Raw genomic sequence first — 25,053 nt, 5'->3', positions numbered from 1 at the left:
CTACCGAGTGCCCCGTCAGGGGCGCGGGGAACTGCGCGCTCAGCCCAGAAAGAGCCGCAGACGCGTCTGCTCAGTGCTCTGCAGACGCGTCTGCGGCTCTTCTTTGGTTGCTCGCGCAGTTCCCCGCGCCCCTTACGGGGCCAGGTTGTGCCTGAGGTCGCCCAAGACCTCGTTCGCCGCCGTCACGCCGAGGCCCAGGTACCAGGTCTCGTCCGGGACATCCTTCGCCTGCCCCTTCTTCACCGCGCCGAGCTTCTTCCACAGGGGGTTCTTCTCGGCCTCGGAGCGGCCGGTCTTCTCGGCGTCGCCGTAGACGCCGGTGAAGATCCAGTCGGCATCCGCCTCGTCGATCTTCTCCGGGCTGATCTCGGTGGCGAGGTCGTTGATCTGCTGGTTCTTCGGGCGGGGCAGGCCGGCGTCGTCGAGGATCGTGCCGATGAAGGACGCCTTCGCATAGAGGCGGATGCGGTCCGGCATGTAGCGGAGCATCGTGATCGTCGGCTTGTCGTCGCCGATCGCCCTGCCGAGGTTCCTCGCCTTCTCCTCGTACGAGGAGAGCTCCGTCTTCGCCTTCGCTGTCTTGTCGAGCGCGGCCGCGTTCAGGAGGTAGTTCTCCTTCCACGTGAAGCCGGGGCGGATGGAGAACACGGTCGGGGCGATCTTGGAGAGCTGCGGGTAGAGCTTGGCGGCGCGCAGTTCGCTGCCGAGGATCAGGTCCGGCTTGAGGCCCGCGATCGCTTCCAGGTTGAGGGAGTTGATCGTGCCGACGTCCTTGGGGTTGCCGGCGTCCTTCTTGAGGTAGCCGGGTACGCCCTCGTCGCCCTCGGTGGGGGCGTAGCCGACGGGCTTCACGCCGAGGGACACCACGTTGTCGAGCTCGCCGACGTCCAGGACCACGACCCGCTTGGGCTGCGCCTTCAGCTCGGTCTTGCCGCGGGCGTGCGTGATGGTGCGGGGGAACTCGCCCGCTTCGGCCTTCGTGCCCATCTTCGCCGTCTGCTCGGCGGCCTTGGCGAAGTCGTCGCCGCCCTGGGCGACGGACTTGCTGCCGCTGCCGTTGTCGGACTTGCCGGAGTCCGCGCCGCTGTCGCCGGATCCGCAGGCCGCGAGGGAGAGCGCGCCGGCCACGGCGAGGGCGAGGGCGGCGGTGGCGCGGTGCCGGCGGGGGCGTATGGACCGTGCGGACGGGGACATCGGTGCTCCAGGGTGTGTGCTGATCGCGGTGGAGCCGGGGCGGCGTACCGCCCGGAACCGCTCCACGACCACTTAGGTTCGCCTTACTTTAAGCGCGGCCTCCCCACCCAGCACAACCACCCCCGCCCCCTCAGGCGAATCGGGACATCGCCACCCTTCTGTGTGAAGCGGGCGGCCACAGATGCCACGGCAGTGCGTGCGAAAACTAGCTTCGGGGGCCGGAGGTACCCCCCATGACAGCGCCCACGATCGAGCCTGCCCAGGCCCCTGCCCCGGCACCTGCCCAGGCCCTTGTCCAGACCCCTTCCCCGGTAACTGCCCCGGCTCCCGCCCCCGTGACGATCACCGCCGACGGTGCGTACGCCGCGCGCCTCGCCCACGACGACGGCGGATCCTGGTTCCCCGAGCGCTGGACCCTCGACTCCCCCGAGCCGTACGCGGTGCCGCTGCCCGGCAACCAGCCGGAGGAGCCGGGCACGGAGGTCCTGCCGATGGCCGACGGGCGTGTCCTCATCCACCGCGTGGTGGACGGCAGACACGCGTTCGCGCTGCTTTACCCGACCGGTCCCGGGACGGGTGAGGTCCCGCTCGGCGCCGTCGACTGCGGCGCGTCCCGGCTGAGCCTGCTGCCACCGGCGCCGGGCGGCATGTGCGCGTACGCGATCGCGGTGGGCGAGAGCTCGACGGACCTGTGGCTGGTGGCGGGCGGCACCTTCGGGCCCGAGCACCTCGCGGAGATCCCCGGGCGCTGCGCGGGCGGGGTCTGGCTGGACGCGGAGGGCCGGATCCTGTCCCTGGACCGGGAGTTGGAGGGCCGGGTCAAGGCGGTGGCGGTGGACCTGCGGCGGGACGGCGAGGTGTCGCCCCTCCTCCAGATCGCAGAGGAGAGCGACGACCGGGTGCTGCTCGCGGACGTCGACAGCGGGCTGCTCCTGGTCCGTTCGGACGCGCCGGGCCACGACCGGCTCGGCTGGGGGGTGTTGGGCGGTACGCGCCCGGTGCGTTTCCCCGAGTGTCTGCGCCTGCCGGACTGTGCCGCTCCCGCGGTGACTCCGTTCGCGATCCAGCCGGGGCAGACGCTGATGCCGGAGAGCTGTGCGGTGGCGCTGCGGATCGACGGGGCGGCGGGGAGCCGGCTCGGCATGTGGCGTCCCGCCGAGCGGCGGCTGTATCAACTGGCGGCGCCCGAGGGGTGGTTGGCCGGTGCGGGGCGGTGGACGCGGGACGGTGTGCTGCGTCTTCCGTACGCGACGGGGGCGGTGCCGTGTGGGGTCGCGGAGGTGGAACCTCCCGCTCCGGAGGAGCCGCCCGTGGCGGTGGCCACGCGGCCCGTTCCGTTGCAGCAGGCGCCTCTCACCGGGCGTGGGGGCGTTGGTTAGACTCGCCCGGCTGTACCGAACGATCTTCTTTACCGTTTTACGGGGTGAGTGTGTTGATGACGACAGAGATCAGTACGGAGACAGAGCAGGTCCCCGACCCGCGGGTGGCGGCGGCGCCTCCGCAGGGTGCGGCTGCGTCTGCCGGTCCCGGCAGGCATCGGGGGCCGGTGGCCTCACAGGACGCGGAGACGGCTCCGCGGGGGCGGCACCGCCGCCAGGGCGAAGAGAGCTGATCCTTCCCCAACCCCACCCCTACCCAAATCACTTCCGGCTGGCTGCCGGGCAATCGGGTGGGTGGGCGGGAAAGCTTTCGCCGCGAGGCGGCGGTACGGCGGCGCGCCTGACGACGGCGCGCCGCCGTACGGGCTAACCCCGCTTCAGCCCCAGCACCTCCGCCGCCGCAAACGTCTCCCCCTCCGGACGGCCCGCGTAATAAGGAGACAGCGCCTCGTCCAGCTCCTCGTACGTGAACACGCCCTTCGCCGTGTCGAACTTCGCGGCCACCTTCGGGCGTTCGACCACGGCCACCATCCCGCCATGGACGACCAGCAACTGCCCGTTCACCGCGGCAGCGGCCGGCGAGGCCAAGTAGCCGACCAGCGGAGCCACATGCTCAGGGGCCAGCGCGTCCAGTTCGCCCGCGCCCGGCTCCTGGAAGCCCGCGAACACGTCCTCCGTCATCCGCGTCCGCGCCCGCGGACAGATGACGTTCGCCGTCACCCCGTACTTGCCGAGCGCCAGCGCGCTCGACGTGGTGAGACCGACGATGCCGCCCTTCGCCGCCGCGTAGTTCGGCTGTCCCGCCGACCCGGCGAGGAACGCCTCCGACGACGTGTTGACGATCCGGCCGTACACCGGCTCCCCCGCCGCCTTGGACCGCTCACGCCAGTGGACCGACGCGAAGTGGGTCGTGTTGAAGTGGCCCTTGAGGTGGACGCGGATGACGGAGTCCCATTCGCCCTCGCTCATCGAGAAGATCATCCGGTCCCGCAGAATGCCCGCGTTGTTGACCAGGATGTCCAGCTTGCCGTACGTGTCGATCGCCAACTGGACGAGCCCGCGCGCCTGTTCGTGGTCCGCGACATCGCCCAGGTGCGCGACCGCCTGCCCGCCCCCGGCACGGATCTCCGCGGCGACCTCCTCGGCCGGCGCCGCCGAGGCCTCGCCCGAGCCGTCACGTCCTGGCTGCCCGAAGTCGTTGACGACGACGCTCGCGCCGAGCCGGGCGAGTTCGAGGGCCTCGGCGCGGCCGAGGCCCCGGCCCGCCCCCGTGACGATCGCGGACAGACCCTCGAGCGGCAGTGACGGTGACAGTGACATCAGTGATCAAAGTCCTTTCAGAACCGGGGAGTTCAGAACCGGGGAGTTCAGAGCTGGGAAGTTCAGATCTGGGAAGTTCAGATCTCGATGCAGGTCCGCAGCGCGACCCCCGTACGCATCTGATCCAGCGCCTCGTTGATCTCGGGCAGCTGCACCCGGTGCGTGATGAGGCTCTCCAGGTCGATGCGGCCCGCGCGCCACAGCGTGATGGCCCGCTCGTAAGAGGTGAGGACGTCGCCGCCGCCGTACATGGACGGCAGGATCTTCTTCTCGTCGAAGAACAGCTCGAACATGTTGAACTGGAGGAAGTCGTCGAGGGCGCCCGCGCCCACGACGCACAGCGTGCCGCCGCGCCGCGTCGTCTCGTACGCCGTGCGGGCCGTGGCGGACTTGCCGACCACCTCGAAGACGTAGTCGAAGCCCTCGCCCGCGGTCACCCGCTGCTTGGCGTCGGCGAGTTCGTCGGGGGCGACCGCCTCCGTCGCGCCGAACTTCAGCGCGGCCTCGCGGCGCGATGCCACCGGGTCGACCGCGATGATCTGCGCCGCCCCCTTGAGCCGCGCGCCCTGGATCGCGGAGATGCCGACGCCGCCGCAGCCGATCACGGCGACCGACGAACCGGCGGCCACATCAGCGGTGTTGATGGCCGCCCCGAGCCCCGTCGTCACGCCGCAGCCGATCAGCGCCGCGATGTCGAAGGGCACGTCGTCCGGGATCGGCACGGCGCAGCCCGCGTCGACCACGACCTCCTCGGTGAAGGTCCCCGTACCCGCGAAGCCGAAGACGTCCCCGCCGGGCCGCTTGAAGTTGGGCGTGCCCGCGTTCATGAATCCGGCAAGGCACAGTTGGGTCTGGCCGCGCTTGCAGGCGGGACAGGTGCCGCACGCGGGCAGCCAGCACAGCAGCACCCGGTCGCCCTGGGAGAGCCCGGTCACGCCGTCGCCCACGTCGATGATCTCGCCCGCGCCCTCGTGGCCGGGGATGAACGGCGCGGGCTGCGGCAGTACGCCGTTCATCGCCGATATGTCGGAGTGGCACAGGCCGGTGGCCCGCACCCGGATCTTCACCTTGCCGGGGCCGAAGCCCGTCGCCTCGACGTCGTCGAGGACCTCGAGTTTGTCCTGGCCTATCTCGTGCAGTACGGCTGCGCGCATGGTGCGGCTCCTCTCGTACGAAGATTCAGGCGTGCTCGACGACCGTGTCGGCGAGTACCGGCGCGTCGTCCCGCTCCACCGCCGTCACGGTCGCCTGGATGCGCCCCTCGGTGCGCCACATCCGGATCCGCAGGGTCTCCCCGGGGAAGACGACACCGGTGAAGCGCGTGCTGTAGCCGCGCACCCGCGACACATCGCCGTCGAGCATCGTGTCCACGACGGCCTTGAGCGTCATCCCGTAGGTGCACAGGCCGTGCAGGATCGGCCGCTCGAAGCCCGCGAGCTTGGCGAACTCGGGGTCGGCGTGCAGCGGGTTCCAGTCGCCGGAGAGGCGGTAGAGCAGCGCCTGGTCCTCGCGCACGGGGCGTTCGACGGTACGGTCCGGCTCGCCGTCGGGGGCCGGGACGCGGGCGGAGGGGCCGCGGTCGCCGCCGAATCCGCCTTCACCGCGTACGAAGATCTGGGCGTCGCTCGTCCACAACGGGCCCTCTCCGTCGGCCACTTCGGAGCGCAGGACGAGGACGGCGGCCTTGCCCTTGTCGTACACGGCGGCGACCTTGGAGGTGGCCGTGGCGCTGCCCTTGACCGGGATCGGGCGGTGCAGGGTGATGGTCTGGCCGCCGTGCAGGACGGCGGCGAGGTTCACCTCGATGCCGGGGGCGGAGAGGCCTCCCATCATGCCCATGCCCGCCCCCGCGACGGTGGCGAAGCTGGGCAGGACGTGCAGCCTGGACTCCAGGGTGTAGCGCAGCTCGTCGGGGTCGGTGGCGGGGACGCCGGCTCCCAGACCCAGGTGGTAGAGCTGGATGTCCTTGTGGTCCCAGGCGATCTCGGCCGACCTGGGCTCCGCGGCTACGGCCTTCGCGGCGTCGATGGGCATGTGTGGCAGCTCCTTGGGAGGAGGGCAGAGACCTCGGCGCGGCCGTCCGCACCGTCGGCCGCACCGAGGTCGTAACGGGGCCGGAGAGCCGGTCGTCGAACCGGCCCGTTCTAGAACGCGTTCCAGTCCGGCGACCCCATGTATAGCCCAGCACCCAGGACTTGTGAAGACTCCTGACACCACGTCAGATTCAGCGGCCGGGCGGGGCGGACGGCGAGCCGTGACATTTGTACCGGCCGAGTCCGTACAACCGCATCTGCCGCCGCGCCGCCCCGGATTCGTAGTGTCAGAGACATGACGAAGACCTCAGAGAGCAGCCCCGCGGACGGACCCGCCGTGGCCTTCACCGGCGTGGTCAAGGCCTTCGGCCCGCTGCGCGCCGTCGACGGCGTCGGCCTGCGGATCGAGCCCGGCGAGACCGTGGCCCTGCTCGGCCGCAACGGCGCGGGCAAGTCCACCGCCATCTCCCTGCTGCTCGGCCTCGACGACCCCGACGCGGGCGAGGTCCGGCTCTTCGGCGGCCCGCCCGGGGCCGCCGTGCGCGCGGGGCGGGTCGGCGCCATGCTCCAGGAGGGGCGGCTCGTCCCGCGGGTCACCGTGCGCGAGCTTGTCTCCTTCGTGGCGGGCCGCTATCCGGCGCCGATGCCGCTCGGCGACGCGCTGGCGCTCGCCGGGATCGAGGAGCTCGCGGGGCGGCGCGTGGACAAGCTGTCCGGGGGCCAGACGCAGCGGGTGCGGTTCGCCGTGGCGCTGGCCGGGAACCCGTCGCTGATCGTCCTGGACGAGCCGACCGCCGCGCTCGACGTGGAGGCGCGGGCGGCCTTCTGGGCGTCGATGCGCGGCTACGCGCGGCGCGGCCACACCGTCCTCTTCTCCACCCACTACCTGGAGGAGGCGGACCGGCACGCCGACCGGATCGTCGTCATGGACCACGGCAGGATCGTCGCCGACGGCAGCGGCGAGCAGGTCAAGCGGGCCGCGGGCGGCAGCTCCGTCTCCTTCGACCTGGCCGGGCGCGGCACGGAAGGCCTGACCCTGCTGCCCGGTGTGCGGTCCGTGGAGGTGCGCGGGGGCCGGGCCACGCTGCGTACGGAGGACTCCGACGCGACGGTGGTCGCGCTCGCGGAGCTGGGGGCGGTCCGTGGCCTGCGGGTCGCGGCGGCCTCGCTCGACGACGCGTTCCTCGCACTGACGTCACCCGCGTCCCCTGCCGCGTCCGCCCTGGAGGCCGTGTGATGGTCGCCTACCTCGGGCTCGAACTACGCAGGACCCTGCGCGACCCCGGCTTCGTGATCGGCGGCATCGGCCTTCCGGTCCTGATGTATCTGCTGTTCACCAACGTCGGCGGCGGCTCCGAATACGCCGAGTGGAAGACCACGTCCATGGTCGGCATGGCCGCGTACGGTGCCGTGATCGCCGCCCTGAACACCGGTACCGGCGTCGCCGAGGACAAGACGATCGGCTGGCTGCGGCAGCTGCGGGCCACGCCGATGACGCCCCGCGATGTCGTGCTCGGCCGGGCCCTGACCGGGGCGGTGACGGTGCTTCCGGCGATCGTGGCCGTGTTCGCCGCGGGCGGCCTGGTCAACGGCGTACGCATGGCGCCCTGGCAGTGGGCGGCGGCCGCTGTGCTGCTCTGGGCCGGCTCGCTGCCCTTCACGATGCTGGGGCTCGGCAACGGCTACCGCCTGACCGCGCAGACCACGGGCGTGGTGAACACGGCGTGCAATCTGGGGCTCGCGGTGCTCGGCGGCCTGTGGTTCCCCGTCGACCTGTTCCCCGGCTGGCTGCGCACACTGTCCGACTGGACACCCACACACCGCTACGCGGACCTCGGCACATCCGTGACGGACGGCTCCGGGATCGGCCTCGGCACGGTCGCGGTGCTCATCGCCTGGCTGCTGGTGTTCGGTTCGTACGCTGTGGTCTCGTACCGCAGGGCTGCGCGGACGGTATGACGACGCCGGCGAGGCGCAACGGCGCGACAGGAGAGGTCATGTCAGCGATATCCGGGAAGAGCGCCCGGCGCCAGGAGTTCGGGCGTCACATCACCCGCTGGAAGGCGGGTGCCAGGGCGCAGCTCTCCGAGATGCGGGCCAAGGAGAAGTACGGCCGCAGCGACCCCAACGACCTGGGCCCGCCCAACGGCTTCGCGCTGCTGCCCTGGCTCCTGATGGGCATGGGCTCCTTCTCCAATGTCATCCAGGGCAAGACCGGGAACCCGTGGATCGGCGGCATCGGCCTGCTGGCCTTCAACTCCCTCTACATCAACGTGGTGTTCCGGGCCTTCCACAAGCAGGCCAGGGAGGCGCGCGTGACGAAGCACAGCCTGCTCGCGCTGACCGCGGTGACCTTCGCCCTCGCCATCGGCTACGGCGGCAGCTGGCTGATGTTCTTCCCGCTCCTGGGCCTCGCGACCGGGGCGGTCCTGCGCGGCAGGCAGCTCGCTCCCGCCGGTATCGCCCTGAGCATCGCCGCGGCCGTGGTCGGCGGCCTTCGGGACGGTTGGGACGCCGCGGGCATCGCCTACGGCACGCTCATCTCCGTCATGGTGACCGGGGCGATCCTCGCTCTCTCCGAGACGGTCAAGGAACTGCGGTCCACCCGTGAGGAGTTGGCCCGCAGCGCCGTCGAGAAGGAACGTCTTCGCTTCTCCCGCGATCTGCACGACCTGCTCGGCCACACCCTCTCGGTGATCGTCGTGAAGGCGGAGGCCACGCGGCGCCTGGCCCCCCGCGACCTGGACGCGGCCCTCGGCCAGGTCACCGACATCGAGTCCGTCGGCCGCCAAGCCCTGACCGAGATCCGCGAGGCGGTCACCGGCTACCGCGAGGGCAGCCTCGCCACGGAGCTCGACCGGGCCCGCGATCTCCTGGAGGCGGCGGGCATCGACGCGGTCGTACGCCAGTCGGGGCCGCCGCTCGCCCCGCAGACGGCGGCGCTGCTCGGCTGGGTCGTCCGTGAGTGCGCCACCAATGTCGTACGCCACTCCCGCGCGACCCACTGCGAGATCGAGGTCGCGGGCACCGCCGAACGGACCCGGCTGCTGATCGCCGACGACGGCCGCGGCGTAGGCTCGACCGCGCCCGGCAGCGGGCTGAAGGGCCTGGCCGAACGCCTGGCGGCGGCGGGCGGCTCCCTGGAGTCGGGGCCCGCACCGCACGGCGGCTTCCGGGTCACGGCGACGCTGCCGGTCACCGAGTTGAGCACCGTCCCGGAGGAGCGCACCCCATGATCAGAGTCCTGCTCGCCGAGGACCAGGGCATGATGCGGGGCGCGCTCGCCCTGCTGCTCGGCATGGAGAAGGACATCGAGGTCGTGGCGCAGGTGGGGGCGGGCGACGAGATCGTGGACGCCGCGCTGACCGCGCGCCCCGACGTGGCGCTGCTCGACGTCGAACTGCCGGGCCGCAGCGGTCTGGAGGCCGCGGCCGACCTGCGCGAGGAGTGCCCCGAGTGCCGGGTCCTCATCCTCACCACCTTCGGCAGGCCCGGCTATCTGCGCCGCGCCATGGAGGCGGGAGCGGTCGGCTTCCTGGTCAAGGACGGGCCGGTCGAGGACCTGGCCGAGGCGATCCGCCAGGCCCTTCGGGGCGAGACGGTCATCGATCCGGCGCTCGCCGCGGCGGCCCTGAGCGCGGGGCCGAACCCGCTGACCGCCCGCGAGGCGGACGTACTGAAGGCCTCGGTGGACGGTGCCACGGTCGCCGACATCGCGGGCAAGCTGCACCTGTCGGAGTCGACCGTGCGGAACTATCTCTCCGCGGCGATCGGCAAGACGGGGACGCGGAACCGGATGGAGGCGGTGCGGGAGGCCCGGCAGCAGGGGTGGCTGTGACCCCGCACCCACGGTGACGCCGGTCTCTGCCGCACCGTGGGTGACGCCGGTCCCCGGCCGCGCTCAGTCCTGCACCACCGTCTCCACCCTCTCTGCCCCGTCGTAGAGACGTATGGCCACCAGCTTGCCGCCCGGGCCCGGTCCGTCCTCCTCCCGCGTGAACCACAGGTACCCAGAGCCCGCCGCCTTGGTCAGCTCCGGCTCGGACGTGCCGTTCTCGTACTCGAACTCGATGCGCGTGGTCTTCGGGCCTACGTGCCCGACGGTCAGTTTCTTGCCCTGCACCTCGATCTCCGCCGAGGCGAAGCTCAGCCCGTCGTCGCCGCCGGGGTCCTTGTCCTGGAGGCCGAAGGACGCCACCTTCTTCTTGCCGTCGGCCGCGATGGTGACCGCGTACCACGGCACGTCGAAGTTCGGGACGGGGTCGGTCGTCCGCTCGTCCCACACACCGGCCTTGATCATCGCCTTCTTCTGGCCGCGTGCCTCCGCGTCGTCGCGCGGAGCGCCCCACACCTGCAGCTCCACCTGGGGCACCGGGGTCCCCGCCTCGTCGAAGACCTCGGTCAGCGGGGTGAACTGAGGTGTGTAGACGTGCCGTTCCCTCGCCGTCCCGTCCTGTGATGCCACCTGGGCCTGGTCGCGTCCGTCCACCATCGCGAGCGCCAGCGACCCCGTGGAGCCGGCGATCGCCACGGCCGCCACCGCACCGACCACCCAGCGGCGCGCCTTCCTGCGCCGTCCGCCGCGCAGCACCGCCTGGTACGGAGCCGTGCCGATCTCGACCTCGTCCGCCACAGTCGCGAGGCGGTGGGCGATGTCACTGTGCGCGGCGGTGTCGTCCTGCGCCGGGTCCTGGTCCCTGGTCATCAGTTCTCCCCTCGGCTTCCGACCTTCTCGGTCAGTGCGGGTATGGCGCGCAGCTTGGCGATCCCCTTGGCTGCGTTGCTCTTCACGGTCCCCACCGAGCAGCCCATGGCCTCGGCGGTCTGGGTCTCGCTCAAGTCCTCCCAGTAGCGCAGGACGACCGCTTCGCGCTGGCGCACGGGCAGTTGGGCGAGGGCGCGCAGCAGGGCCGCCCGGTCGTCCGCCTGTGCCATGCGGTCGCCGCGCTCGCAGGTGTCGAGCACCGGGGCCTCGTCCTGCAGTGACAGGAACTCCTTGAGCTTTCTCCGGTGTCTGCGCGCATGGGTGTTGATCATGATCCGGCGCACATACGCGTCCGGATCACCTGCCGCGCTCACCTTGCGCCAGGACACATAGGTCCGCTCCAAGGACGACTGCACCAGGTCCTCTGCCGCGTGCTGCTGGCCCGTCAGAAGAAAGGCCGTGCGCATCAGCTGCGACCAGCGGTTGGTGACGAAGCCCTGGAACTCTCCGTCCAAGACCTGCTTTCGCTCCCCCATGAATACCTCCTTGCACATTGGAGTCCATGAGGGCCACGAACCGTTGCCTCGGACCCTGGAGACCCCTCAGCCTTCGGAGGCCCGCTGCCTCGGCATCCACAGAAGCACCACCACCACGCCCGCAAGCAGGATGAACCCGCTGGTGCGGAACGCCATCGCGTATCCGTCGGTCAGCGCCTGCCGGGACGTCGAGCCGCCCATCTGCGCGGCCGCCACCGTGGAGAGCACCGCGAGGCCGAGCGCGCCGCCCATCGTGCGGGAGGTGTTGATCAGGCCGGAGACCAGGCCCGCGTCGCCCGGCTGCGCGCCGGACGTGGCGAGCGAGGCGAGCGGTGTCGCGGCCAGGCCCGCGCCGAACATCATCACGATGCCGGGCAGCATGATCGAGGTGACGTACGCGCCGTCGACGGTCATCGTCGACTGCCAGCCGAAGCCCGCGGCGGCCACCACGATGCCGAGCACGGACACGTTCTTCGCGCCGAGCACCGGCATCATGCGCGGTGCCAGCATCGAGCCGATGACGATGGTGAGGGAGGACGGGATGAGGGCGAGGCCCGCCTTCAGCGGGGAGTAGCCGAGGACGTTCTGGGCGTACAGCGTCATGAACATCCACATGGCGAACATGCCGCCGCCGCACACGAACATCGCGGCGTTCGCGGCCGACACCGACCGCACCCTGAACAGCTTGAGCGGCATCAGCGGCACCTGCGTGCGCGACTCCACCACGAGGAAGGCCGCGAGCAGCGCGAGCCCCGCCGCCAGCGGAACCAGGGTCGCCGCCGCCGTCCAGCCCTTCTCCTCGGTCTGCACGATGCCGTACGCGAGGATGGCGAGCCCGGCCGTCACGAGCACCGCGCCCGGCACGTCGAGGCGGCGCGCCTGCCCTGCCCTGGACTCGGCGAGCCAGGCGATGCCCGCGACGATCACGAGGGCGCCGATCGGCACATTGATCAGGAGCACCCAGCGCCACGAGAGCAGGTCGGTGAGGACCCCGCCGACCAGGCCGCCCGCCGCGCCGCCGCCCGCGCCCACCGCCGACCAGATGCCGATCGCCCGTATCCGCGCCGGGCCTTCGGGCACCGCCGATGTCAGGATCGTCAGGGTGGACGGGGCGAGGATCGCGGCGCCCAGGCCCTGCACGGCCCGCGCCGCGAGGAGCTGCCACTCTTCCTGTGCGAGGCCGCCGCCGAGCGAGGCGGCGGTGAACAGGCCGAGCCCGGCGAGGAACATCCGCTTGCGCCCGAAGAGGTCACCGGCCCGGCCGCCGAGCAGCATGAACCCCGCGAAGGCTATGGAGTAGGCGTTGACGACCCACTGGAGTCCGATCGCGCTCATGCCGAGGTCGGCCCGCATCGACGGCAGCGCGGTGTTCACCACCGACACGTCGAGGACGACGAGGAACTGGCCCGCGCAGGCGGCGAGAAGGACCGCCCACACCGGTGCGGACTTCTTCGGCGGGGCGGTGTCGGCTTCGGTCGTGTAAGTGGTGCCGGGCGTCTTGACCATGACAGGCATCCTCTCAAGCGCCGGGCGCCGCGTGCATCGGAAATTCGCTGCACGGGTCCTCGGACAAGAGGACTAGGTCCTTCTACGCCGTCTTCCTACTCCGTCTTCCTACGACCACCGCTTCCTACGACCACTACCGCCGCAACAGCGTCACCACCGCCGCGCCGCCGAGCCCGATGTTGTGCGCCAGGCCCACCCGCGCGCCCGCCACCTGCCGCTCCTCGGCCTGCCCCCTCAACTGCCAGGTCAGTTCCGCTACTTGGGCGATCCCCGTCGCGCCGAGCGGATGCCCCTTGGAGATCAGTCCACCCGACGGGTTCACGACCCAGCGGCCGCCGTACGTGGTCGCGCCGCTCTCGACGAGCTTGCCGGACTCCCCCGCCGGGCACATGCCCAGCGCCTCGTACGTAAGAAGCTCATTGACCGAGAAGCAGTCGTGCAGCTCGATCACGTCGACGTCCTCGATGCCGAGGCCCGCCTTGTCGTACGCATCCCGCGCGGCCGCCCGCGACATCGGCTGCCCCACGACGTCGATGCACGACCCCGAGTCGAAGGACTCCCCCGTGTCGGTGGTCATCGCCTGCCCGGCGATCTCCACAGCCCGGTCCTGGAGTCCGTGCCGCTCCACGAACCGCTCGGATGCGACCACGGCCGCCGCCGAACCGTCCGACGTCGGCGAGCACTGCAGCTTGGTGAGCGGGTGGTGGATCGTCTTGGCGGCGAGGATCTCGTCGACCGTGTACGCGTCCTGGAACTGGGCGTACGGATTGTTCACCGAGTGCCGGTGGTTCTTGGCGCCGACCGCGGCGAGCTGCGCGGCCGTCGTGCCGTACTTCTCCATGTGCTCGCGGGCCGCGTTGCCGAAGATCTGGGCGGTGGGCGGGGTCATCTCGAAGCCGTGCCGGGCCGCCATCACGCCGTAATGGCGGGCGACAGGTGACGTCTTGAAGTCGCCGCCGTCGCTTCCTCCCCCCAGCGCGCCGCGCGCCATCTTCTCGAAGCCGAGCGCAAGGACGCAGTCGTTGATGCCGCCCTCGACGAACTGCCGCGCCATCATCAGCGCCGTCGACGCCGTCGCGCAGTTGTTGTTGACGTTGTAGACGGGGACGCCGGTCAGGCCCAGTTCGTAGGCGGCCCGCTGGCCGGCCGTCGAGGCCTGGAAGCAGTACCCGACAGGCACCTGCTCCACTTCCTCGTACGAGATCCCGGCGTCGTCGAGGGCCTTGGTGCCGGCCTCCTTCGCCATGTCCCAGTACTGCCAGTCCCGCGTCTCGGGCTTCTCGAACTTGGTCATGCCGACGCCGACGATGTACGCCTTCATGTCTTCCTCTCCGTCACGATGTCTCTCTCAGTCACGCGGTAGGCCGAGCAGCCGCTCGGCGACGACGTTGAGCTGCACCTGGGTGGTCCCGCCCGCGATGGTCAGGCAGCGCGACATCAGGAAGCCGTGCAGCGCCCGCTCCCCGGCCCCCTCCCGCAACGCGCCCGCCGGGCCGAGGAGTTCGAGCGCGAGCTCGGCCACCTTCTGCTGATGCGGGGTCTGCACCAGCTTGCGGATGGAGGCACCGGCCCCCGGTTCCGCGCCCGCCACCTGCCGCATCGTGGTGCGCAGGCCGATGCAGGCGAGCGCGTGCGCCTCGGCGGCGAGCGCGCCGATCCGCGCGCGGTGGGCCCCGTCGAGTTCGGCGGCCCGCCCGATGAGCGCCTCAAGACCGGTGTCGAAGGTCAACTGGTCGGCCATGTGGACGCGTTCGTTGCCCAGCGTGTGGCGGGCGACGCGCCAGCCGTCGTTCACCTCGCCGACGACCGCGTCGGCGGGCAGCAGGACGTCGTCGAAGTAGACCTCGTTGAAGAGGGAGTCCCCGGTGATCTCCTTCAGGGGCCGGACGTCGACACCGGTAGCCCGCTTCATGTCGATGAGGAAGTACGTAAGACCCTTGTGCTTGGGGGCTTCCGGGTCCGTGCGGGCGAGGAGGATCCCGTAGTCCGCCCACTGTGCGGCGCTCGTCCACACCTTCTGGCCGTTGATCAGCCAGCCGTCCTCCACGCGCTCGGCCCGCGTCCGCAGCGCGGCCAGGTCGGAGCCCGCCTCCGGCTCGCTGAACAGCTGGCACCAGAGCAGCTCGCCCCGCAGCGTGGGCGGCAGATACCGCTCCCGCTGCTCCTGCGTCCCGTACGCGATGAGCGAGGGCACCACCCAGGTGGCGATGCCCAGCTCGCTGAGCCGGACCCCGGCATCCGCCAACTCCTGCTGGACGGCGAGCTGTTGCACCGGTCCAGCGCCCAGGCCGTACGGCTCGGGCAGGTGCGGCGCCGCGTAGCCGGTCGGCGCGAGGGCCTTGCGGGCGGCCGCCGGGTCGAGTCCGCGCGCCGGGGCGACGGCTTCGCGCGCCCGCTCCCGGTACGCCGCGGCCTCCGCCGGCAGCTCGGTCCGCAGCTCCCGCCGCGCACCGCCCTCCGCGAGCCGCACCGCCCGCAGCCGGTGGGTGTCGCCCGTACCTAGCAGTTGGCGGGCCACGACCGCGCGGCGCAGATACAGATGGGCGTCGTGCTCCCAGGTGAAGCCGATGCCGCCGAGGATCTGGATGCAGTCCTTGGCGCAGGAGTAGGCGGCGTCCAGGGCGGTCCCGGCGGCGAGCGCGGAGACAAGCCCTCGCACGTCCTCATCCGGCTCGCCGGCCGCCCGCGCCGCGTCCCACACCAGGGCCCGCGCCTGCTCGACCCGCACCAGCATGTCGGCGCAGAGGTGCTTGACGGCCTGGAACCGCCCGATCGGCCGCCCGAACTGCTCGCGCACCTTGGCGTGCTCGGCGGCGGTCTCCAGGGCCCAGGCCGCGACGCCGCACGCGTCGGCCGCGTACACGACACACGCCAGATCCCGCACGAGCGCCGATCCGACGTCGAGCACCCGCCCCGCGGGCACCTCGACGCCGTCCGCGGTCACCTCGGCGGTGGGCCGCGTCGGATCGGCGCTCTCCTGGGTACGTACGTTCAGCGCGGCCGCGTCGACGGCGAGCCAGAGCGTTCCGCGCGCCGATTCGGCGGCCAGGATCAGCAGGTCGGCGTCGGCCCCGCCGAGCACGGGGGGCGCGGTCCCGTCGAGGACGTACCCGTCGGGCACGGACACCGCGGTCAGCGTGCCGGGGCCCGTCGCGACGGCGCCGATCCGCGTACCGGACGCGAGCTCGGCGGCCTGCTCCCGGGCACCCGCCCGGTGCAGCACGACCGACGCGAGGGCACTGGCGAGGTAAGGCCCCGGCAGCGCGGCACGGCCCGCCTCCTCCAGGACCACCGCGAGGTCGTCGAGCCCGCCGCCCCCGCCGCCGTACTCCTCGGGCAGATGCACCGCGAGCAGCCCCTGCTCCGCGAGGCCGTCCCAGTAGGCGGGCCTGCTCCCTGCTCCGGACGGAGCGTCGAGCAGCTTGCGTATCTCCTCGGGCGGCACGGCGCGGGTGATCCAGCCGTGCGCCGCGTCCGCCAACTCCCGCTGTTCCTGCGTGATTCCGATCCCCATGCGCATCCTCGCCGGTAGCAGCTTCCGGGACGGCGTCAGACTAGAACACGTTTCAATCCAACGGAAGGTTCAATCTGACGGAAGGTCAGATACGGGCCCGCTTGACCGGAACCCGAGGACCCCGCTTAACCGGCTGGTTAACAACGGGTCAAGACTTCCCCTCGTACGACACGCATCGGAATAGTCGCCCCAGGAAACAGGTTCGTTCTGCACGTACCCCTGCCAGTATTTGCACCGCCCCCGGAGGCCCCACGTAATGACGCAGTCGACGACGACCCGACAACGCGGCACCCGCGGAGTCGTCCCCGTACTCGCCTTCGCAGGCATCGTCGTCGCGGTGATGCAGACGCTCCTGGTGCCGGTCATCAAGGACCTGCCCGCCCTGCTGAGCACCACCCCGTCGAACGCCACCTGGGTCATGACATCGACCCTGCTCGCCGGCGCCGTCTCGACCCCCATCATGGGCCGCCTCGGTGACCTCTACGGCAAGCGCCGCATGCTGTTGACGAGCCTGGCCGTGATGGTCGTGGGCTCCCTGATCTGCGGTTTCACCGACGACCTCATCGTCATGATCATCGGCCGTGCCCTCCAGGGCTTCGCCATGGGCGCCATCCCGCTCGGCATCGGCCTGATGCGCGACGAGCTGCCCCGCGAGAAGCTCGGCTCCGCCATGGCCCTGATGAGCTCCTCCATCGGCGTCGGCGGCGGCCTCGCCCTGCCGCTGGCCGCGCTGACCGCGCAGCACACCGACTGGCACGCCCTGTTCTTCGGCGCCGCGGGCCTTGGCGTCGTCTCCATGCTCCTCACCGTCCTCTTCGTGCCCGAGAGCTCCGTGAAGGCGGAGGGCACCTTCGACGTGCTCGGCGCGATCGGCCTCTCCGCGGGCCTGGTCCTCTTCCTGCTCCCCATCACCAAGGGCAGCGACTGGGGCTGGTCGTCGGGCACGACGCTCGGCCTGTTCGCGGCGGCGGCGGTCGTCCTGGTCCTGTGGGGCGTGATGGAACTGCGCCTGAAGGCTCCGCTGGTGGACCTGCGCACGACGGCCCGGCGCGAGGTGCTCCTGACCAACCTGGCGTCGATCATGGTCGGTGTCGCCTTCTACGCGATCTCCCTCGTCCTCCCGCAGCTGCTCCAGCTCCCGACCTCGACCGGCTACGGCCTCGGCCAGTCCATGGTCGTCGCGGGCCTGTGCGTGGCGCCGCTGGGCCTGACGATGATGTTCACGGCGCCGGTCTACGCCCGTCTGTCGGCGAAGTACGGCCCGAAGGTGACCCTCATCCTCGGCATGCTGATCATCGCGATCGGCTACGGGGCGGGCCTCGGCCTGATGAGCGCGGCCTGGCAGACCATCGTCATCGCGGTGGTCGTCGGCGCGGGCATCGGCCTCGCGTACTCCTCGCTGCCAGCGCTGATCATCGGCGCGGTCGACCCCTCCGAGACGGGCGCGGCGAACGGCCTCAACACCCTGATGCGCTCCATCGGTACGTCGGTGTCGAGTGCCGTCATCGGCATGGTCCTCGCCAACACGGCGAACCACGTGGGCGGTGTCGCGGTCCCCACGATGGACGGCTTCCGCACGTCGTTCCTCATCGCCACGGGCGCGGTCGCCCTCGGCCTGCTGCTCGCTCTCTTCCTGCCCTCCGCGCGCCGTTCTTCCGCCAAGCCGCAGCTGCGGGCCAGCAGCGAGGAGGACGCGAATCTGCGGGCCGCGGAGGAGGCGCTGGCCGGCTTCCACGGCCGGGTTCTGAGCCCTGCCGGGGCGCCGGTCGCGCGCGCCAAGGTCACGCTGATCGACCGCCGGGGGCGGCAGGCGGGCGCGGCCCTGACGGACGAGGGCGGCCGCTACTCGCTCGCCGTCCCTTCCGACGGCTCCTACGTCCTCGCGGCGACGGCGGCGGGGCATGCGCCGCTGGCCTCGGCGGCGGCGTATCAGGGGGATGACCGGGCTGCGGTGGAGGTCGACCTGCTGCTGCCGGGCGGGAGTGAGGTGCGGGCGTAGGGCGAACCCCGCGGGCGGAACCGGTGATCAGCCCTGCGGGGCGGCCTTCTCCAGATCGTCGATCGTGCCGGACATGACGGTCCTGACATGCTCCGTGAGGTGCTCCGCGGGCCAGTCCCACCACGCCACCGCGAGGAGCCGCTCCACTTCGGACTCGCTGTATCGCGTACGGATGAGCTTGGCGGGATTGCCGCCGACGACGCCGTAATCCGGTACGTCATCCACGACCACGGACCCGGAAGCGATCACCGCCCCGTGCCCGATCCGCACGCCGGGCATCACCATCACGTCGTACCCGAACCAGACGTCATGTCCGACGACGGTGTCACCCCGCCCCGGCAGCCCGCTGATCAGATCGAAGTGCTCGGACCAGGCCCCGCCCATGATGGGGAAGGGGAAGGTGGACGGCCCGTCCATGCGGTGGTTGGCGCCGTTCATGATGAACCGCACCCCCGTCCCGAACGCACAGAACTTCCCGATGCGGAGCTTCTCGGGACCGTAGTGATAGAGCACGTTGCGCGTCTCGAACTCGGTGGAGTGCTCCGGATCGTCGTAGTACGAGTACTCCCCGACTTCGATCAACTCAGACTTCACCAGCGGCTTCAGGAGCACGACACGGGGCTGGTCCGGGAACGGGTGCAGCACCGTCGGATCGGCCGGGACGAGATTCATGGGTACTGCCTTCCGCATGGCCTGGTGGACGGCCCCGCCTCCCTGAACGGCCGGGCCATGCGGCAGCATAGGGCGGCCCCCAGAGGAACCCCACCGTATTTTCGATCTTTACGACCTGACGACCCTTACGACCTGACGACCCTTACGACCTGACGACCCTTACGACCCTTACGACCTGACGATCCTTACGACCGGGAGGAACCCCATGGCCGCCGCCGCGCAGCCCAAGCCGGAGATCCTGGCCGCCTTCGAGGCGGCCAAGGGCTTCATGCCGGCCGACGAGGGCCTCGCCCTGTACGCCGCGGCGGCCGAGGCCGCGGCGCTCGGCCTTCCGCTCCTGGAGGTCGGTACGTACTGCGGACGCTCCACGATCCTGCTGGCGGACGCCGCACGCGAGGCGGGCGTCACGGCGATCACGGTCGACCACCACCGCGGCAGCGAGGAGCAGCAGCCGGGCTGGGAGTACCACGACCCGGAGACGGTCGACCCGGAGGTGGGGCAGATGGACACGCTCCCGACCTTCCGCCGCACGCTGCACCGCGCGGGCCTGGAGGAGCACGTGATCGCGATCGTGGGCCGCTCGCCGCAGGTGGCGAAGGCGTGGGGCGGGCCGCTCGGCCTGGTCTTCATCGACGGCGGCCACACGGACGAGCACGCCACGGCCGACTACGAGGGATGGGCGCCGCACGTCGCGCAGGGCGGCCTCCTCCTGATCCACGACGTCTTCCCGGACCCGGTGGACATCATGACCGGCCAGGCCCCGTACCGCGTCTACCTCAGGGCCCTGGAGTCCGGCGCGTTCACCGAGGTCTCGGCAACGGACTCGCTGCGCGTCCTGCGGCGAACGGGAACGGGGATCTGACCCACCGGGGCTACGCAGTGCCGTAGAGGTCCTTGCCGACGCCGCGGGCCAGCAGCGCCGCCCAGGCGATCACCTTGTCCTTGTCGGGGTGGCTGCCGACGCTGAGGATCACACCGCCGACGCGGACCTCGACGGTGTAGTGCTTCGGGGAGTCGTATTCGCTCTCGATCCCGTCATCTCCCGTGACCGCGGTCGACTCCAGGAGCGCCCCGTCGCCCACGCCCTCCAGCCGCTCGACCTCGTTGTGGTCCACGGCGATGCCCGCGTCCGTGTCGTAGGTGACCTCCGCGCAGTAGGAGTAGATGTTGCGCTGGAGCTCGAGGTAACGCCTGGCGTCCTTGGCGGGCATCGAGACCAGGGACTGGGTCACCTCCATCTCAGGCCCCTCACCCGGCTCTCTCTTGTCCTCCGGCTTCGTCCACTTGGTCGCCGTCTGCTGGGCGCTGGCTCCCCGGTACGACACAAGCTCCCGCATGTACCCGCTGAACGGCTCTGCGTCTTCGTCCAGCTCGCACTCGTCCCAGTCCAAGCCACGGAGGCCCGGTTCCGTGTTGAATTCCCCCAGGTGCACGCGCCCGCCCTTGACGCCCTTGCCGAACGTCTCCGACGGCGCCAGACGCTTCGCCAACTCGGCGTCGCTGAAGAGTCGTCCAGGGTCGGCAGTACCGTCCACGCCAGGGGCTGAAGGGTCCCCGACGGCCTCCCAGGGTTTGTCGTCAGAGCCTGCGCCGCACCCGGCCGTCAGCACAACAACCGCTACGGCACACGCCAACCGCCCTTGCCAGCCCGCCACTGAGCCTCCCCCTAGATCGATTACTCATTCTCCACCGCGATCAAGCCAGACAGTCACCGAGGAAGGCGAGATCCGGTCAACCGGTCTGCGGAAGCTGGGATTCCCGGACTCGGACACCCTTAGCTCTTGGACGAAAGCACTCTTCTCGTCAACGAAGGGCTCATCATGGCTTGGATCCGTAAGGTCACTCTCGCGGTAAGCGCGCTGGCCATGGCCGGGGGCAGTCTCGCCGCCACGGCGGCGCCGGCGGCAGCGGTCGGCGGCTGTCCGTCCGGAAAGCTGTGCCTGTACGACAGCGGCGACTACCGCAACCTGGCGATCACGTCTACCAGCACCAAGGCCTGCATCGACCTTGTGTATGGGGCGCATCCGATGCCCTATATCAGGTCGTACGTGAACAACCTGCGTGTCAATGCAGTCGTATGGAAGTCAAATGGCTCTGACCGCCTGGTGGTGCAGGGCACGATCCGGCCCGGTGGGCACAGCAGCGACGCCGGGTGGGACTTCGGGTACGCCGGGGCTGTCTGCATGGGCGGTGTGAACCCCAACGGCTAACACGGGTAGCGGAGAGTCCGGGGACCCTGCGGAGCACGTGAACGGCCCGTAAGGTGGCTGTCGTGTCGTACGTAGGTCCGGACAGTCATCCCCCACGCCCGCCCCGCCGTTTCAGCGGCGGTCCGCTCACCGTGACGCTTGCCGCGCTGGTGCCGACGTGCCTTGCGGGGTGGCTCATTTACGAGGCCACGAGCGGGCCCGGCGGCAGCGAGCCGCCGAGAACCCTCCCCGCGTCGAGCCAGTCGGCGCAGGGGTCGTCCTCCACCGAGCCGTCCCCGTCAACGTCCGAGAAGGACAGCAAGGGTGACAAGGGCGACGGCAAGGAGGGCGGCGACCCGAGCACCTCAGAGCCGGCGAAGCCGTCCAAGACGAGCGGCCGCCCCGCCGCGTCCGGCCCCCTCAAGGGCAAGGTCGTCGTGATCGACCCCGGCCACAATCCGGGCAACGCCAAGCACACGGCGGAGATCAACCGCCTGGTCGACATCGGGACGAACCGCAAGGAATGCGACACGACGGGCACGTCGACCAACAACGGTTACACCGAGGCCCAGTTCACCCTCGACGTCTCGCACCGCCTGCGCACCCTCCTCGAGAAGCAGGGCGCCACCGTCAAGTTCACCCAGGACGCCGACCGCCCCTGGGGCCCCTGCGTCAACGAGCGAGCCCGCATCGGCAACGAAGCGGACGCGGACGCCGTCGTCTCCGTCCACGCCGACGGCTCGGCGGCAGGCAACCGCGGCTTCCATGTGATCCTTCCCGCAGCCGTCAACGCCGGCTCCGCTGACACCACCAAGATCGTCGCCCCCTCCCGCGACCTGGGCGAACGCATCGCGGGCAAGTTCGTGAGCGCGACGGGCAGCGCCCCCTCCAACTACATCGGCGACGGCACGGGACTCGACGTACGCAAGGATCTGGGCGGCCTCAACCTGTCAACTGTTCCCAAGGTGTTCATCGAGTGCGGCAATATGCGGGACGCCAAGGACGAGGCGCTGCTGACCAGCGGCGCGTGGCGGCAGAAGGCCGCGCAGGGCATCTCTGACGGAATCGTGAGCTTCCTGCGCGGGTAGCGCGGGGGTCTGGGGGTCGGTCTTTATCCCGAGCAGACACCCCACCCGTGCGGACGATAATGTCCTCCGTACGATGGGGGGCCACCCCCGCGCTTTGCGCCGCATCCCTGGGGCGCCAGCGACGCCTCCACCGACGAGACGACTTACGAAGGACCTGAAGTGAATATCCGCTCTCTCACTCGAGGCGACGGCGTGGTGATCGGGGCAGCGGTATTGCTGTTCATCGCCTCGTTCCTGGACATCTTCGACATCGAAGGTGCCTCGGACTCCGCAGACTTGCCGAACGCCTGGAACAGCGGCGCGTTCCTGATGGGCGTCACCCTGGCCGGGCTCATCGGCGCCGTCTGCATCGTCGTCTCGCGCGGCCTGCCGACGCCCCCGAAGGTGCTCGGCCTCGACCTCGGACACTTCGGTGTCGCCTTCACCGTCGCGGCCGCCTGGAGCGCCCTCGGCCAGATCTTCGACCCGGCCGGCGGCTTCGACAACATGGGGCAGGGCGGTGACAGCGGCCTCGACGCCGGTGTCGGCACCATCCTCTCCCTGATCGCCACGCTGATCATGGCCGCCGGTGCGGTTCTCGCACTGACGATCCCCGCCTTCAAGGCTCCCCTCGTCGGCGCCCCGCGCCCGGCCGCCCCCCAGCCCTACGGCGGCCAGCCGCAGGGTGGTTACGGGTACCCCGGCGCCCAGGGCCAGCCGCAGCAGGCTCAGCCCTACGGTGCCCAGCCGCAGCAGGGGCAGCAGCCCTACGGTGCGCAGCCGCAGCAGCAGACGCCGCCGCCCGCGCAGGCGCAGCCCGCCGGCGACTTCTCGCCGTTCTGGTTCGCCGTGCCGGCTCCGCGTCCGCTGTACGCGGAGGACGGCTCGCCGACCCCGATCGCCGAACTGGCGCCCGGTACCTGGTACTTGGCCGTCGAGCAGCGCGGCCCCGGCCTGGTGGCCCAGACGCAGGACGGCCGTCGCGGCGTCCTGCAGGACATCACCGGGATCCAGCGCGGCTGAGTCCACGCACGTTGCAGCGCAGCGGCCCCTCGCCCTTCCGGGCGGGGGGCCGTTGTCGTACAGTCGCCCGACGGCGATGAACTGACGGACCGTCAGTCAATCTGGAGGGATCAGGCATGCGTCTGGGACTCGCACTCGGTTACTGGGGGCGCGGCCCCGACCCGGATCATGTCGCGCTCGCCCAGGAGGCCGAGCGGCTCGGCTACGACTCCGTGTGGACCGCCGAGGCCTGGGGCTCGGACGCGTTCACGCCGCTGACCTGGATCGCGGCACAGACGTCGACGATCAAGCTGGGTACGGCGGTTGCGCAGATGGCGGCGCGATCACCGGTGACGACCGCGATGCACGCGCTGACGCTCGACCACCTCTCCGGCGGCCGGATGACGCTCGGTCTCGGGCTCTCCGGGCCGCAGGTGGTGGAGGGGTGGTACGGGCGGCCGTTCCCGAAGTCGCCGCTGACGGCCACACGGGAGTACGTGGACGTCATCCGCCAAGTCCTGCGGCGGGAGGGGCCGGTGGCCCTGGACGGCCGCTTCCACGCGCACCCCTACCGGGGAGCTGACGGGACCGGTCTCGGCAAGGCCCTCAAGCCGATCACGCATCCCCTGCGGGCCGAACTGCCGGTGCTGCTCGGCGCGGAGGGGCCGAAGAACATCGCCCAGACGGCGCGGATCGCGGACGGGTGGCTGCCGCTGTACTGGTCGCCGATGCGGACGGATGTGTACGAGGCTTCGCTGGCGGAGGCGCCGGACGGATTCATGGTCGCGCCGATGGCACGGGCCAAGGTGTGCGACGACGTGGCGGAGGGCCTGCTTCCGGTCAAGGCGATGCTGGGGTTCTACATCGGCGGGATGGGGCACTCCGCGCGGAACTTCCATGCGGAGCTGATGGCCCGGATGGGGTTCGAGAGCGAGGCGCGGCGGATTCAGGAGCTGTTTCTCGCGGGGCGCCGGGAGGAGGCAGTCCTTGCGGTGCCGGACTCCTTCGCCGATGAGATCTCGCTGGTGGGACCCCGGGAGCGGATCGCCGAACGGCTTGAGCTGTGGCGGAAGGGGCCGGTGACGGATCTGCTTGTCCTGGCGCCGGACCGGCATACGTTGCGGGTGCTGGCCGAGTTGAACGGCTGAGCGCCCTGCTGGACGTGCCACGCCGTGCCGTCGTTCGGCTGCGGCACCTTCGTGGCCGGTCGCGCAGTTCCCCGCGCCCCTTCAGGGCGTGGCTGAGCCAGTGCTGGAACGGCTGCGGCTCAGCCCCGCGCCAACTCCCCTGCGGATGGCACCTTGTTCGTGACCTCCGCCCCCGCATCCTTCCCTGCGTCCTTCACGGAGTTGATGACCCCGTCGAAGGAGCTGACCACCGAGTCCGTCGAGTCGCCCTTGCGGAGCTTCGACGGGAGGCCCTTCAGCGCGTCGATGCCCGCCGTCAGCGGCGCCACCGCCCGCGCCAGCGTCGGATCGCCCTGCGCGTTCTTCGTCGCCGCCTTCAGGCGGTTGTAGGCGAGCGTCCCGGCAAGGCCCGCCTTGACCAGCGCGACCTTCCGGCCGTCCGCGCCGCTCTTGAACTTGCCCGCGCGATACGGCTTCACGATCCATTGATACGTCGCCCCGGCCGCGATCCCCGCGTTGGCGACGAACCGCGTCTTCGCGAACTTCTGCCGCTCCGCCGAGCTCGTGCCTGACGGTGTCGCCGACGTGTCCTCGTCGTCGCCGCCGCATGCCGTCGTGCCCGCGAGCAGGGCGCAGCACAGTACGGGCACGACGAGACACCGGCGTACGGCAGCGGCGGACAGCAACACGGGGGACCTCCCGGAGTGGACAGCTCTCCCGGCAGCCTCACCTCCGGCGACGGGGGTCGCCACCCAGGCGATCCGTACGGGTTTCACCGAACGGGTTTGACCGAAGCCGTCCCTGGTACCC

At 70.9% G+C, this 25,053-nt stretch carries 23 protein-coding genes; 11 read left to right on the top strand and 12 right to left on the bottom strand.

Annotation, left to right across the window (positions count from 1 at the left end):
- Positions 1-132: 132 nt before the first annotated feature.
- On the bottom strand, positions 133-1,194 hold the full coding sequence (locus OG453_RS13065; RefSeq protein WP_266867579.1) for an ABC transporter substrate-binding protein: 1,062 nt from the start codon (positions 1,192-1,194) through the stop codon (positions 133-135).
- Between the two features lie 233 nt (positions 1,195-1,427).
- Between OG453_RS13065 and OG453_RS13060 the strand changes: the two genes are divergently transcribed.
- Positions 1,428-2,573, top strand: coding sequence for a hypothetical protein (locus tag OG453_RS13060; RefSeq protein ID WP_266867577.1), 1,146 nt, complete (start codon positions 1,428-1,430; stop codon positions 2,571-2,573).
- A 366-nt stretch (positions 2,574-2,939) separates the two neighbouring features.
- On the opposite strand, the gene OG453_RS13055 is transcribed toward OG453_RS13060, so the two are convergent.
- From OG453_RS13055 to OG453_RS13045, 3 genes are all read right to left on the bottom strand, one after another.
- On the bottom strand, positions 2,940-3,887 hold the full coding sequence (locus OG453_RS13055; RefSeq protein WP_266869839.1) for a 3-oxoacyl-ACP reductase: 948 nt from the start codon (positions 3,885-3,887) through the stop codon (positions 2,940-2,942).
- Positions 3,888-3,970: 83 nt separating this feature from the next.
- A complete protein-coding gene (locus OG453_RS13050) occupies positions 3,971-5,047 on the bottom strand; it encodes a Zn-dependent alcohol dehydrogenase (RefSeq protein ID WP_266867575.1) in 1,077 nt (358 codons plus the stop codon).
- A 25-nt stretch (positions 5,048-5,072) separates the two neighbouring features.
- A complete protein-coding gene (locus OG453_RS13045; RefSeq protein WP_266867574.1) occupies positions 5,073-5,927 on the bottom strand; it encodes a MaoC/PaaZ C-terminal domain-containing protein in 855 nt (284 codons plus the stop codon).
- A gap of 294 nt (positions 5,928-6,221) precedes the next feature.
- On the opposite strand from OG453_RS13045, the gene OG453_RS13040 reads away from it, so the two are divergent.
- The 4 genes from OG453_RS13040 to OG453_RS13025 all read left to right on the top strand — a co-directional run bounded on the left by OG453_RS13040 (position 6,222) and on the right by OG453_RS13025 (position 9,764).
- Positions 6,222-7,163 carry an ABC transporter ATP-binding protein gene (locus OG453_RS13040; protein WP_266867572.1) on the top strand — a complete coding sequence of 314 codons (942 nt, stop codon included), beginning with the start codon at positions 6,222-6,224 and terminating at the stop codon, positions 7,161-7,163.
- Complete coding sequence (locus OG453_RS13035; RefSeq protein WP_266867570.1) at positions 7,163-7,885, top strand: ABC transporter permease; 723 nt, start codon at positions 7,163-7,165, stop codon at positions 7,883-7,885. The genes OG453_RS13040 and OG453_RS13035 overlap by 1 nt, the downstream gene beginning before the upstream one ends.
- A gap of 131 nt (positions 7,886-8,016) precedes the next feature.
- A complete protein-coding gene (locus tag OG453_RS13030; protein WP_266869838.1) occupies positions 8,017-9,162 on the top strand; it encodes a sensor histidine kinase in 1,146 nt (381 codons plus the stop codon).
- Complete coding sequence (locus tag OG453_RS13025; protein ID WP_266867569.1) at positions 9,159-9,764, top strand: response regulator transcription factor; 606 nt, start codon at positions 9,159-9,161, stop codon at positions 9,762-9,764. Before OG453_RS13030 ends, OG453_RS13025 begins: the two co-directional genes overlap by 4 nt.
- 63 nt (positions 9,765-9,827) lie before the next feature.
- Here OG453_RS13025 and OG453_RS13020 read toward each other — a convergent pair whose 3' ends face one another.
- The 5 genes from OG453_RS13020 to OG453_RS13000 all read right to left on the bottom strand — a co-directional run bounded on the left by OG453_RS13020 (position 9,828) and on the right by OG453_RS13000 (position 16,187).
- Entirely contained in the window at positions 9,828-10,631 is an 804-nt protein-coding gene (locus tag OG453_RS13020; RefSeq protein WP_266867567.1) for a hypothetical protein, read from the bottom strand.
- Positions 10,631-11,167 carry a SigE family RNA polymerase sigma factor gene (locus OG453_RS13015; protein WP_266867565.1) on the bottom strand — a complete coding sequence of 179 codons (537 nt, stop codon included), beginning with the start codon at positions 11,165-11,167 and terminating at the stop codon, positions 10,631-10,633. Before OG453_RS13015 ends, OG453_RS13020 begins: the two co-directional genes overlap by 1 nt.
- Before the next feature lie 66 nt (positions 11,168-11,233).
- Entirely contained in the window at positions 11,234-12,673 is a 1,440-nt protein-coding gene (locus tag OG453_RS13010) for an MFS transporter (protein WP_266867564.1), read from the bottom strand.
- Positions 12,674-12,806: 133 nt separating this feature from the next.
- Positions 12,807-13,994, bottom strand: coding sequence for a lipid-transfer protein (locus OG453_RS13005; protein WP_266867562.1), 1,188 nt, complete (start codon positions 13,992-13,994; stop codon positions 12,807-12,809).
- 27 nt (positions 13,995-14,021) lie between these two features.
- On the bottom strand, positions 14,022-16,187 hold the full coding sequence (locus tag OG453_RS13000; RefSeq protein WP_266867561.1) for an acyl-CoA dehydrogenase: 2,166 nt from the start codon (positions 16,185-16,187) through the stop codon (positions 14,022-14,024).
- A 256-nt stretch (positions 16,188-16,443) separates the two neighbouring features.
- Between OG453_RS13000 and OG453_RS12995 the strand changes: the two genes are divergently transcribed.
- Complete coding sequence (locus OG453_RS12995; protein ID WP_266867560.1) at positions 16,444-18,186, top strand: MFS transporter; 1,743 nt, start codon at positions 16,444-16,446, stop codon at positions 18,184-18,186.
- Positions 18,187-18,213: 27 nt separating this feature from the next.
- Here OG453_RS12995 and OG453_RS12990 read toward each other — a convergent pair whose 3' ends face one another.
- The gene (locus tag OG453_RS12990; RefSeq protein WP_266867558.1) at positions 18,214-18,858 is read right to left on the bottom strand and encodes a CatB-related O-acetyltransferase; all 645 of its coding nucleotides are present in this window, start codon (positions 18,856-18,858) and stop codon (positions 18,214-18,216) included.
- Positions 18,859-19,063: 205 nt separating this feature from the next.
- Here OG453_RS12990 and OG453_RS12985 point away from each other — a divergent pair, with 205 nt between their 5' ends.
- Positions 19,064-19,720 (top strand): class I SAM-dependent methyltransferase, encoded by a 657-nt coding sequence (locus OG453_RS12985; RefSeq protein ID WP_266867556.1) that lies wholly within the window; start codon positions 19,064-19,066, stop codon positions 19,718-19,720.
- A 10-nt stretch (positions 19,721-19,730) separates the two neighbouring features.
- On the opposite strand, the gene OG453_RS12980 is transcribed toward OG453_RS12985, so the two are convergent.
- Positions 19,731-20,393 carry a hypothetical protein gene (locus tag OG453_RS12980; protein WP_266867554.1) on the bottom strand — a complete coding sequence of 221 codons (663 nt, stop codon included), beginning with the start codon at positions 20,391-20,393 and terminating at the stop codon, positions 19,731-19,733.
- 246 nt (positions 20,394-20,639) lie between these two features.
- Here OG453_RS12980 and OG453_RS12975 point away from each other — a divergent pair, with 246 nt between their 5' ends.
- The 4 genes from OG453_RS12975 to OG453_RS12960 all read left to right on the top strand — a co-directional run bounded on the left by OG453_RS12975 (position 20,640) and on the right by OG453_RS12960 (position 24,264).
- Entirely contained in the window at positions 20,640-21,068 is a 429-nt protein-coding gene (locus OG453_RS12975) for a proteinase inhibitor I36 SMPI (RefSeq protein WP_266867552.1), read from the top strand.
- A 62-nt stretch (positions 21,069-21,130) separates the two neighbouring features.
- On the top strand, positions 21,131-22,135 hold the full coding sequence (locus OG453_RS12970; protein ID WP_266867550.1) for an N-acetylmuramoyl-L-alanine amidase: 1,005 nt from the start codon (positions 21,131-21,133) through the stop codon (positions 22,133-22,135).
- Between the two features lie 159 nt (positions 22,136-22,294).
- A complete protein-coding gene (locus tag OG453_RS12965; protein ID WP_266867548.1) occupies positions 22,295-23,137 on the top strand; it encodes a hypothetical protein in 843 nt (280 codons plus the stop codon).
- A gap of 116 nt (positions 23,138-23,253) precedes the next feature.
- On the top strand, positions 23,254-24,264 hold the full coding sequence (locus tag OG453_RS12960; RefSeq protein WP_266867547.1) for an LLM class F420-dependent oxidoreductase: 1,011 nt from the start codon (positions 23,254-23,256) through the stop codon (positions 24,262-24,264).
- Positions 24,265-24,383: 119 nt separating this feature from the next.
- Here the strand turns inward: OG453_RS12960 and OG453_RS12955 are convergent, their stop codons facing one another.
- Entirely contained in the window at positions 24,384-24,929 is a 546-nt protein-coding gene (locus OG453_RS12955; RefSeq protein WP_266869837.1) for a hypothetical protein, read from the bottom strand.
- Between the last annotated feature and the right edge of the window lie 124 nt (positions 24,930-25,053).

Source organism: Streptomyces sp. NBC_01381 (genome assembly GCF_026340305.1).
GTDB lineage: Bacteria > Actinomycetota > Actinomycetes > Streptomycetales > Streptomycetaceae > Streptomyces.
Note: the sequence above shows the minus strand (reverse complement) of the source record. Positions and strands in the feature narration are given on the sequence as shown.